General features: G+C 48.4%; 8 protein-coding genes. 6 read left to right on the top strand and 2 right to left on the bottom strand.

Going from position 1 to position 10641, the window contains the following annotated elements; all coding sequences use genetic code 11:
• Positions 1 to 555: 555 nt before the first annotated feature.
• On the bottom strand, positions 556 to 3201 hold the full coding sequence (locus H6F73_RS15120; RefSeq protein WP_190759510.1) for an esterase-like activity of phytase family protein: 2646 nt from the start codon (positions 3199 to 3201) through the stop codon (positions 556 to 558).
• A gap of 545 nt (positions 3202 to 3746) precedes the next feature.
• Here H6F73_RS15120 and H6F73_RS15115 point away from each other — a divergent pair.
• The 6 genes from H6F73_RS15115 (at position 3747) to H6F73_RS15090 (ending at position 9625) form a co-directional block, all read left to right on the top strand.
• Positions 3747 to 4685, top strand: a complete 939-nt coding sequence (locus H6F73_RS15115; RefSeq protein WP_190759509.1) for a response regulator — start codon at positions 3747 to 3749, stop codon at positions 4683 to 4685.
• A gap of 209 nt (positions 4686 to 4894) precedes the next feature.
• Positions 4895 to 5590 (top strand): bifunctional demethylmenaquinone methyltransferase/2-methoxy-6-polyprenyl-1,4-benzoquinol methylase UbiE, encoded by a 696-nt coding sequence (gene ubiE / locus H6F73_RS15110; RefSeq protein WP_190759508.1) that lies wholly within the window; start codon positions 4895 to 4897, stop codon positions 5588 to 5590.
• Positions 5591 to 5761: 171 nt separating this feature from the next.
• Positions 5762 to 6991: a DUF445 family protein gene (locus H6F73_RS15105; protein ID WP_190759507.1), complete on the top strand. Its 1230-nt coding sequence runs from the start codon at positions 5762 to 5764 to the stop codon at positions 6989 to 6991.
• Between the two features lie 42 nt (positions 6992 to 7033).
• Positions 7034 to 7951, top strand: a complete 918-nt coding sequence (locus H6F73_RS15100; RefSeq protein WP_190759506.1) for a cobalamin-binding protein — start codon at positions 7034 to 7036, stop codon at positions 7949 to 7951.
• A gap of 278 nt (positions 7952 to 8229) precedes the next feature.
• Entirely contained in the window at positions 8230 to 8979 is a 750-nt protein-coding gene (locus H6F73_RS15095) for an SDR family oxidoreductase (protein WP_190759505.1), read from the top strand.
• A gap of 166 nt (positions 8980 to 9145) precedes the next feature.
• Complete coding sequence (locus H6F73_RS15090; protein WP_190759504.1) at positions 9146 to 9625, top strand: nuclear transport factor 2 family protein; 480 nt, start codon at positions 9146 to 9148, stop codon at positions 9623 to 9625.
• Positions 9626 to 9704: 79 nt separating this feature from the next.
• Here H6F73_RS15090 and H6F73_RS15085 read toward each other — a convergent pair whose 3' ends face one another.
• Positions 9705 to 10478: a methyltransferase domain-containing protein gene (locus H6F73_RS15085; RefSeq protein WP_347239540.1), complete on the bottom strand. Its 774-nt coding sequence runs from the start codon at positions 10476 to 10478 to the stop codon at positions 9705 to 9707.
• Positions 10479 to 10641 lie beyond the last annotated feature (163 nt).

The following is a 10641-nucleotide window of genomic DNA, read 5'->3' as shown; positions in this document are numbered from 1 at the left end:
AACAACGGATATCCGCGAGATTTCTGGGCTGAGTCAAACCCATTTAAAGTCTAGGAGTGGCTAGATCGTACTAAATGTGGGAGCAAAGATGCCGCTGAAACCGTGGCCTCTTACAACAAGAAGGCACCACATTTGTGCTACCCGACCAAGGGAAATTCTTTATTGACAGAGCCGGTGTCAGCCTCTTGGATTGATAGCCCCAACAAACACTCCTAGAAATTACTCAAGCCTTTCATTTGGTCTCTACAGTCTTAACCTGTCCGCAATTAAATTGAAACCGAGTTGTTGCGTAACTTTATATAAAGATATTGTGAAGTCAATACTATCATGAAGTTCTGTAAAACCAGATCACGCAAAGGTTTATGTTGCTGTAGGGCGCAGGGGAACAAGTCATCCATGAAAGTTCACTCAAGCAAAATGTGAAGACATCTGGATGACTCATTCACTGCCGGCATCAATCGTCGTTAGCATTTAGCGTGACTTAAAAAACCAAAAATGTTGGTATTAGACGACGCAGCCTGATAATCTCGACCGGCTCTACCGCACCTTCTGCCGTCAATTTACAGAAGTAACATTAACCGCAATAAAACCCGATGCCGTTAAAGCGCCTCCCGTGCCGATGTTCCCCAAGTCGTTGACACTGAGGTTGATGTTATCAATTCCGGAATAGGTTGAATGGCTGCGATATATGAGATTTGCAAGTGCGGCATTAATATTGGTCAGAGATCCAGCAAAAGTCATGCTGCCATCCGCCGTGCCATCACCCGTTGAAAAAGTAAGGCCCGTGAGTGAACTAAAAGTGAGAGTTCCATTGTTGGCAGAAAGCGTCACTTGTAAATTTCTTGTGCCGGCATCGATATCGGCGGTACTAATGCCAGAAATCGCTAAATTTGTATCTTGGTTAATCGTTTGAGCGCCAGGAAGGGTGAGAAGCGGCGCATCATTCACGGCATTTACTCTAATGCTGGCGGTTTCCGTTGCGGTGCTAAAAGACGTTAACCCGCCAGTTCCCAGAGTCGTAATATTTGCCGCAGCGCCATTCGTGCCGGTTGTGCCATCCCAAGCACGGAATGTAATATTACCCGCAACGCCGTTGTAATTGGCATTCGGGATAAACCGAATTCGAGTATTCGCATCTGCCGCCAAAAGCCGCGCTGCGCTTTCAGAGGGAGTGCCTAAACTTGTCCAAGTGGTGCTGTTCGTCGAATACTGCCAAGTGCCGTTAGTGGTACTTAACCTTGTCACCGCAATGCCTTTCGCATCGCTAGCGTCAGAGTCCGTGATGCTGCTACCAATGAGAGTAGAAACCAGTGTGCCGGTGTTCGAGGCTACCGGCTCATCTTCATTAATTGCCGTTAAGGTAGGGCTGCCGGTATTATCCAGCACCGGGGCGCTGTTAACGGCAAATGCCGCAACCTGTGTGGTCATCGTATAGTTGTTATCGCTGACCAAAACAAGCGAGCGCTTCCCACTCGGCAAGGTCGGGCCAAGTGTCATCCCTTCAAAATTATTAATCGGGAAACCCGAAGTCACAAAATCGGCAATTAACGTTTTCCTAACCGCTGTCGGGCTGCCGGTGAGGGCGTTTAAGCCTGAAATATCGGTTGCGCCGGTTAAAGATGCTTGGTACAGCCGCAAACTCCCTGTTCCAGCTGTTGGGTTCATTGAGCGTTCCAGCACCAGCAGCGTCGTGTTATCGAGCGCTAAGATTTCAGAAATTCCGTTACCGGCTTGCGTGTTGTAAAGATATTCCGCGCCTGCCGTGCTCGTGGCCAAATTATAGGTCAAAATCCGAGAACGGGTGCCGGTGGAAGCGGTGGGAACTGCACCGTCTTGTTTTAAGGCGTTTTCCGTTGCTGTAAACAAAAACTGCCCACTTGGACTGATGCTGAGGCTTTCAAAGGCTGCGTTGCTGACAATGCCACTGGTGGTGTTTGTGGCAGTAAACTTGCTCGGAATCGGCAGCACTGTTGAAGTTTGAGCTCCTGTTGCGATATTGAACTCGTTGATAAACGGCTGTGCTGTAGGGGTGCTGCCACTAAAAACCCCTTCTGAAGAGATAAATGCGGTTGTCCCACCGGGTGCAAGGGCAATTCCTTCGGTATCACTCGTGTTCGCAGCAAAGGGTGCCGGATTTCCCAGTAATGTCACACCCGTTGCCGTTGCGCCTCCGGCTGCCAGGGTTCCAGAACTGACATTTATATTAAAAGTATAAAAACGAACCGGGCCGGGTGAGCTTGGGATGTTGCGAGCATCGGCAATCACGTAATATTGATTGTTCGCACTATTGTACGTAATGCCCGACAACCCACCGATTAACGTGCCCCCAAAGGTTGCGTTAGAAGCAAAGGTGGATTGGCCGATTGAATTAATAACGGCAAAAACCGAGTCATAAGCTGACCTGGCCGGCTCGTTAAATGCCAAGTCTGTTTCAATGCTGCCAGCCCCGTATTCCAGCAACCAATCTCCACCTTCTATTGCGCTGCCGGTTTTATCTGTGGAGGCGGCAACATCCGCGCCGGTTAATTCCCTCAGTTTTTCGACAAAAGCTTCACCTTGCGCCCCCGATGCCACATCACAACCGTAGATCAGGATATCTGCATCTGGGTTCAGGGCATTTGCCCACTGTTGCGTTTCGGTAATCCCGGCCAAATTTAAAGTTGAGTTACCTAATCTCAAACTTCCGCGTTCACCGTGGGAGACAATGTGAACCGCAGAGATATCGGTTTTTTGCGCTAAAACTTCACTAATTTGATCTGTGCCGTTGCGGTTGGGATTGAGAATAACAACTTCCGTCCCTGCTTGAATGCCGGCAACCAAACTTTGGTAATCTTCAACGGCTGTGTCAACAAAAATAATCTCGCCAACCGCCGCCACATCTGCCGGTTTGCCAACTAGCAAATCGCCACTTCCTGTTAGTGGATCTTGTCCCCAGGGGCGACTGGCCACCGCAGATTTGAGCGGCAAACTATTGACATTTAGAAAAAATTGTGAATCAAATTCTTCTGTCTGATTGGTGCCGGCAGAGCTTTCTGTAAGACCAAGGAACGGATTGTCAGGTAAACTTCCAGATGCCGGTGGCAAGAACGGGTGAATTCCAGAGGACAAGGCACCACCGGCATCTGCTGGCAATAAATTGGGAGTGTGATTCAGCGATTGGTTCCCAAAAGACAGCAGATTTTCGTCAAATAGTGGCATCATCCTCTATCCTTACCCTTAGTAGCTACAAAAATATCCGCGAGATTTCTGGCCTGAGTCAAACCGATTTAAAGTTCAGGGGTGGCTGGCGCGTGCCAAATATTGGGGCAAAGATGCCGGTGTCACCGGGCCTCTGACCGCAAAGGGTTCGCACAGTTGTGCTACCCTACCAAGGGAAATTCCTTATTCACAGAGCCGGTGTCGGCCTATAAAATCGATAGCCCCAACAAACACTCCTAGAAATTACTCAAGCCTTGCATTTGTTATCTACAGTCTTAACCTGTCCGCAATTAAATTGAATCCGAGTTGTTGCGGAACTTTATATAAAGATATTGTGAAGCCAACATTATCATAAAGTTATGTATAGCTGGATCAATAAAAGGTTTATGTTGGTGAAGGGCGTAGGGGACAAGTCATGAATGAAAGTTTGAGCGAGCAAAACGTAAAGACATCTAGATGACTCATTCACTGCGCCATCAATCATAGTTAGCATTTATTAAAGGATTCGGTTGCCAATCCAGATTTGCTTAAGGAGTTTGTTATAACGTATGGATAATGCTATTCCAGAACTTGAAACCATTAGACGCCAGTTAATGAGTCTAGCGCGACCGAAAAAACCAAAAATGTTGGTGGTAGACGACGAGCCTGATAATCTCGACCTGCTCTACCGCACCTTCCGCCGTGAATTTCAGGTACTCAAGGCGGAAAGCGGGGTTCGCGCCTTGGAAGTGCTGCAACAAGAGGGCGAGGTGGCCGTGATCATCTCCGATCAACGGATGCCTGAAATGAAGGGAACGGAATTTCTTAAAAAAACGTTACCTCAGTTCCCGAACACTGTGCGGATTATTTTAACCGGCTTCACCGACATCGAAGACTTGGTCGAAGCGATTAACTCCGGACAGGTGTATAAGTACATCACCAAGCCTTGGGACCCCAATGAACTAAAAGCCGTGGTGGAACGGGCGGCAGAAAACTACGACGTTCAAATGCAACGCATGGAAGATTTGCGCCGCGCCCAGACGCAAACCAACCTAATCTCAACGATTTTGCAAGTCGCCCAAGATGCTGACAGCACAGAAGCTTGTTTAGAACCGATTGCAACGGCATTTGGCAAAAGCTTCTCCACCGATGTCTGTATCTTGCAACTGGTGGAAAGCAGTGCTTTAGCGTCCAGCCAAGGCACCTACAGCGCAGATGGCATGGAAGACAACTGGCTGGCGAGCGATCCCTTGGTTAGTGAAGCAATGGCTTCTCATAAAATCCAAGGATCGGTGAACGTGCCGGCGGAACCAGAACTGGCCGATGTGGCTCATTACCAATCTTCAGGTATCCAAGCCCATTTAGTGATCCCCGTCACTTACCGAGACGCGGTTTTGGCACTGTTATCGCTGCAGTGGAAGCAACCTTGCAGCCTGAGAGAAGACGAACTCACCCTGATTCATTTATCCGCCAAGCAGGTGGCCCTGGCGCTCAACAGCACCCGCTAAAGGTAAGTTACACCGTCGCTTGTCCTCTATTAGGCTCATCTTATTCGGGACGGGAGTGATTTTTACTCACTCTGCGTACACTTCTGGCAAAAGTCTTTTTTAACCAAAGATGATAGCGCAGCGTGCCGGCAGGCATACACAGATGCGTTAATGGTTGGTGCGATGTGTTAATGGGTACTGAAAGATTTTTGCAAGAGGTTTAATGCCCGATGAGTGCTGAACAAGTTCAAGCGATATTCAACCGCATTGCGCCGGTTTATGACCAAATGAATGACCGGCTGAGTGTGGGCCAGCACCGCATTTGGAAGCAGATGACGGTGAAGTGGAGTGGTGCGAGTTCTGGAGATACTTGCCTGGATTTGTGCTGCGGCAGCGGCGATCTCGCACAGGTGTTGGCCCAGCAAGTCGGGGTTGCCGGCCATGTGTATGGGGTGGATTTTTCCCCGGCTTTGCTGGCGGTAGCGCAAAAACGCGAGAAACCTTGGCTGTGGCCATCGGCTGCGATTAGTTGGGTTGAGGCAGACGCGCTGAATTTGCCTTTTGCCGACGATTATTTTGACGCCGCCACGGTGGGTTACGGGTTGCGGAATGTTACAGATATCTGCCGGTGTCTGCAAGAGTTGCACCGCGTCCTCAAGCCGGCAGCCAAAGCCGCCATTCTCGATTTTCACCGGCCTAGCAACCCGCTGCTGCGAAGCACCCAGCAGTGGTATCTGAACAATATTGTGGTGCCAATGGCGCAGCACTTTGGCCTGACAGAGGAATACGCTTACATCAGTCCCAGCTTAGATAAATTTCCCACCGGCAGCGAGCAAGAGGTGTTGGCCCATCAAGCCGGTTTTGCCGGCGCAACACACTACCCGATAGCAGGTGGCATGATGGGAGTATTAGTCGTTACTAAATAACTCTCTGTCATTGGTTCAGGTTACACCACCCTAAAGGGCCGGTCATTCGTCACCATGTCGTCATCGGTTAGCGGTTCCTACAAAAACCACTGGCAACCGGCAACTGAGAAGGCAATAGACACCTGACTGGGGACGCCTGACAAATGACAAATGACAAAAAGCTGATAGCTGATGAACCTTTCTGATCTCTGGCTTTATCTCACCCCGCCGATCGCCGGTGGCATTATTGGCTATTTCACCAACGATATAGCCATCAAGATGTTATTTCGTCCTTACCGAGCTTACTATGCCTTTGGCCGGCAGATCCCCTTTACACCGGGTTTAATTCCTGCCAACCAAGAGCGTTTAGCCAATAAAATTTCCAGCACGATTATGGGATCGTTGCTGACGCCACAAGAACTGCAAAACTTGGCGCGTCGCTTGCTAGAAACAGAACGAATGCAAGCGGCAATTCTTTGGTTACTACAACTAGCACTTGATCAAGTAAGGTCGGATACTGAGCAGAAAACCGCCAAAATTATGGCCGGTGTTATGCGCGATTTGCTAGGTCAATCTTTTCCCCGAATTCTAAAAGTTTTAGCTCGTCGCGAAGATTTTTTAGAAGCACAACTCAATCAAATTTTTGACCAAGTTTTACTAGACTTCCAGCTTAGTGAAGCGCAAGCAAGCCAGCTTTCAGATTGGCTGCTTCAGGCAGTGCTACCCCCAGAAGTGTTGCGTCAGGCTTTGGTCGATTTTTTAACGGATCGCAATATTCAAGTAATTGATGAAGGCTTTCGGGAAAAAGCCAGTGGCACTTATTGGGTGGTTGCCAATTTGCTTGGCTTGCGTAACACCTTAACGCGTCTGCGGACTTTTTGTTTAGATGAGAAAGAAGAGGCAAACGCTCGCTTAGCAGAATTAATTAAATCTCTGGGAGTTCGTTCGCGCTTGAAAGAGTGGCTGCAAAACGTTTCTTTGCAAAATCTGCCGGTTTCTACCGTGCGACAGTTACGCAAAACGCTGCGAGATAGTGTTCGTGGTTATATTCAAAGTCGCGGCACAGACTTAATGGCGGGATTAACGCAATCTCTCGACTGGGAAAATATTGCCAAATTAATTCTGAGCCGGCTACGTTCTTCGGCGGTGGTGAGTTCATCTTTACAGCTTGTCAGTGTCGAGCTAGCCTTGATTTTGGAGCGATATTTAGAGCGGGATCTTGAAAATATTGTGGCTAAAACAATTCCGATTTTAAATATCGACCAAGTCATTATAGATCGGGTAAAGGCCACCTCTGCCGAAGACCTTGAACTGGCAATTCAAGGTATTGTCAAAAGTGAATTGCAAGCCATTGTTAATTTAGGTGGTGTTTTAGGGGTGGTTGTGGGTTTTATTCAAACCATTTTGCTGCTATTTCGGTAGTAGAAACTTTAGGTAAAAAGGCGTTGCAAGTAACCGTAAACTATGAACAGCGAACCGTTGAGAATCGTTTCTCTCTTACCCAGTGCAACTGAGATTGTCGCCTCATTAGGTTTGGCGGACGCGCTTGTGGGGCGATCCCATGAATGCGATTTTCCAGTAGGCGTTGAGCAGTTGCCGGTGTGTACGCAGCCTAAAATGAATCCTGAAGGCAGCAGTCGGGAAATCCATGATCGCGTCACAGATTTATTGAAATCGGCCCTCAGTGTTTATGAAATAAAAACGGATGTTTTAGAGCAACTGAACCCCACCCACATTATCACCCAAGCGCAGTGCGATGTTTGTGCTTGCACGTTGCAAGATGTTGAAGAGGCTGTTAGTAAATCTCTCCGCATTCAACCCCAAATTATTTCCTTACAGCCGGATCTTTTAGCGGAGGTTTGGGAAGATATCGAACGGGTTGCCGGCAATCTTAAGGTTGACAGTCAGCCGGTAATTGAGCAGTTAAAGTCTCGTGTTGAAGCGGTTTCTTCATTGGTGAGGGGTCATTTACCCACCGTTGCTTGTATCGAATGGACGGAACCTTTGATGGCTGCCGGTAACTGGATTCCCGAATTAGTTTCCCTTGCCGGTGGGGAGTCAGTTTTTGGGGTAGCCGGCAAACATTCTCCTTGGTTGAAATGGGAAGAATTAGCAGCCGCCGATCCAGAAGTGATTATTTTTATGCCTTGCGGTTTTGATTTGGAACGCACGCGCCAAGATGCCGCGCCATTAATTAAAAAACCAGAATGGCAAAATTTGCAAGCTGTTAAAACCGGCAAAGTTTATATCACAGATGGCAATTCATACTTTAACCGGCCAGGGCCACGGCTAGTTGATTCCCTAGAAATTTTGGCAGAAATTTTGCATCCTGATACGTTTAATTTTGGCTATCGGGGTGCCGGTTGGGAATTTTTTAGCTAGAAGTCCCAGGCGATTGAAAATTGTTGGCGCAACGCTACGCTATCCGCCGATGCGGACTTTGACAACCTGTGCCGACCTATTGAGTCTGTGTCATACCAAATCCGGTTATGATTAGCCTACTGATTAACCCTGGCTGCATCAAGGGTTCGAGCCTGAAACAAAGAGTCTGAGTCAACCGGATTTAGTATTAAACATTACATAACGAGGGTCAGTTCTCGTGTTTTCGCAACCCGTTGCGGACGACTCTTTCAAAGTCAATAATCACAGGACTCATCATCATGAAAAAACTAGAAGGAAAAGTCGCTCTTGTCACCGGCGGCACCAGCGGCATCGGTCTTGCCACTGCTAAGCGCTTTGTCGCCGAAGGTGCATATATCTTCATCACAGGTCGTCGCCAAGCTGAACTGGATGCCGCCGTCAAAGAGATTGGTGAAAACGTCACGGGTGTTCAGAGCGATGTCTCTAATCTGGCAGACCTTGATCGCCTATTCGCCACAATCGAGCAAGAGCAAGGACACCTTGATGTCGTCTTTGCCAATGCCGGCGGTGGAGAGTTCGCCCCACTCGGAGCAATTACAGAAGAACACTTTGACAAAACCTTCAACACGAACGTCAAAGGTCTGCTGTTCACCGTGCAGAAGGCACTGCCTCTGATGCCAGAGGGCGCTTCCATCATCCTCAACGCCTCTCAGACGACTACGGTAGGCACCCCAGCCTTCAGTGTTTACAGCGCGACCAAAGCCGCCGTGCGCTCGTTTGCCCGTAATTGGATGCTCGACCTCAAAGAGCGCAAAATTCGGGTTAACGCCATTAGTCCTGGCGTGGTTCCTACTCCTGCTTACAATGCCCTGGGAGTGAGTGATGAGCAGGTGCAGGAATTCATAGACAGCCAAGCCAACATTATCCCCCTGGGAAGAGTCGGGACGCCCGATGAGATTGCCAAAGCCGTTGTCTTTCTCGCTTGTGACGATAGCAGCTTTGTTAACGGCATCGAGCTGTTTGTCGATGGCGGTATGGCTCAGATTTGAAGTGCCCTAAAAGCGGTTGGTCATGTTGCAAGCGGACTGTGTATCGTTCACTTTCCCCTGAACTCAAAGCACTCAAGCAGGGAGGAATAAACCAGAGGAAATCGCCCCTTTAAGTTGGGGCTAGCTCATAGAAACGCTTGAAATGCTAGTTTTACAGCACCATGCTATGAACAAACCCGAAAATCCTCGACTACCCCTGCCGCCTTTCGATCATGAATCCGCCATCCAAAAAGTCCGAATTGCAGAAGATGCTTGGAACACACGTAACCCAGAACAAGTATCACTCGCTTACACGTCGGATAGCGTTTGGCGCAACCGCTCAGAATTTCTATCTGGTCGTGAAGCGATCGTACAGTTCTTGACGCGTAAGTGGCTTAAAGAATTGGACTACCGTTTGATCAAAGAGCTTTGGGCTTTTCGGGACAACCGAATTGCTGTCCGGTTTGCTTACGAATGGCATGATGATGCCGGCAACTGGTTCCGTTCCTACGGCAATGAAAATTGGGAATTCGACGAACACGGATTCATGCGGTGGCGTCTTGCCAGCATCAACGACCTGCCAATTCAGGAGAGTGAGCGCAAATATCACTGGATATTAGGTCGTCGTCCTGATGATCATCCCGGATTGTCCGACCTCAATCTTTGAGAAGCCGGAGCAACGACCCTATTATACTCAATCCGTTTACTCAGATTCCTTTTTGATAAAGTTTTTTTGTCGTTTATTTCTAGGGTTTAAATCCGCCAAAAACAGCCAAGCCGTAATATTTCCAAGGAACGGCAACCGGCTCAAATCCTGCCGTTTTTAGCATTTCTAAATGAGCCATTAAAGTGGCTAATTGATCGGGATTAGAATGTCCCTGTGGGGTGCTGTTGCCGATCTTGGCGCGAACCTCTGCCAGGCTTTTTCCCTGAGTGCTTGCCCACTCCTCACGTACGGCTTTATAAACTTCCGCCATTGCCGGCAATTCAGGCAAAATCGGATCAGCATTCCAGAAACAGCCGCCGGTATTCAGATTTTGGTTAATCCAATCCAATAATTTCAACTTCATCTCATCCCTGAGATGGTGAATGGCGAGGGAAGAAACAGCGCAATCAAAACCCTCTCCCATCGATTTTTGATTGTTTGCCAATTCACCAAAATCAGCTTCAACCCAAGTGACTCTGCCGGCATATCCCGCTGCGTGGATTTTTTCCTGGGCAAATTCAAGCATCCGGGGCGAATAATCCACAGCGACTAACTGGGCAGTGGGATAGCGGTTAAGGATTTTCAGACTAAGTTCGCCGGTACCACAGCCAAGTTCAAGGATGCGAAGGCTGTTGCTGGGAATACAGCGGACAATTGTATCGAGCATTTCATCGTATCGCGGCAAAAGTTGGCGGATGCCGGCATCAAAATCAGCCGTATTGCCAAATACTTCGCCGGGAAATATCTGTTTGCCTGCGGCTGTCGGTGTTTGAGGGGGGTGATCGTTTGGTTGAGACGTTAAACTCGAATTCACAATCGCTAATGGGGGTGACAACTACCAAAAATATGGTAGCTAAATTTACGGAATGACTCCGAGTATTGGCCGGCTGGATTTTTCTGAAGTTATTAAGATTCACCGTAATTCTGCGGAGATGCTTTAAAGCTGTGAAAGGATAAAGCAAGAAACCCCTTTGTGT

This window comes from Microcoleus sp. FACHB-68, assembly GCF_014695715.1.
Lineage (GTDB): Bacteria > Cyanobacteriota > Cyanobacteriia > Cyanobacteriales > Oscillatoriaceae > FACHB-68.
This window is presented reverse-complemented; position numbering and strand designations above follow the sequence as displayed.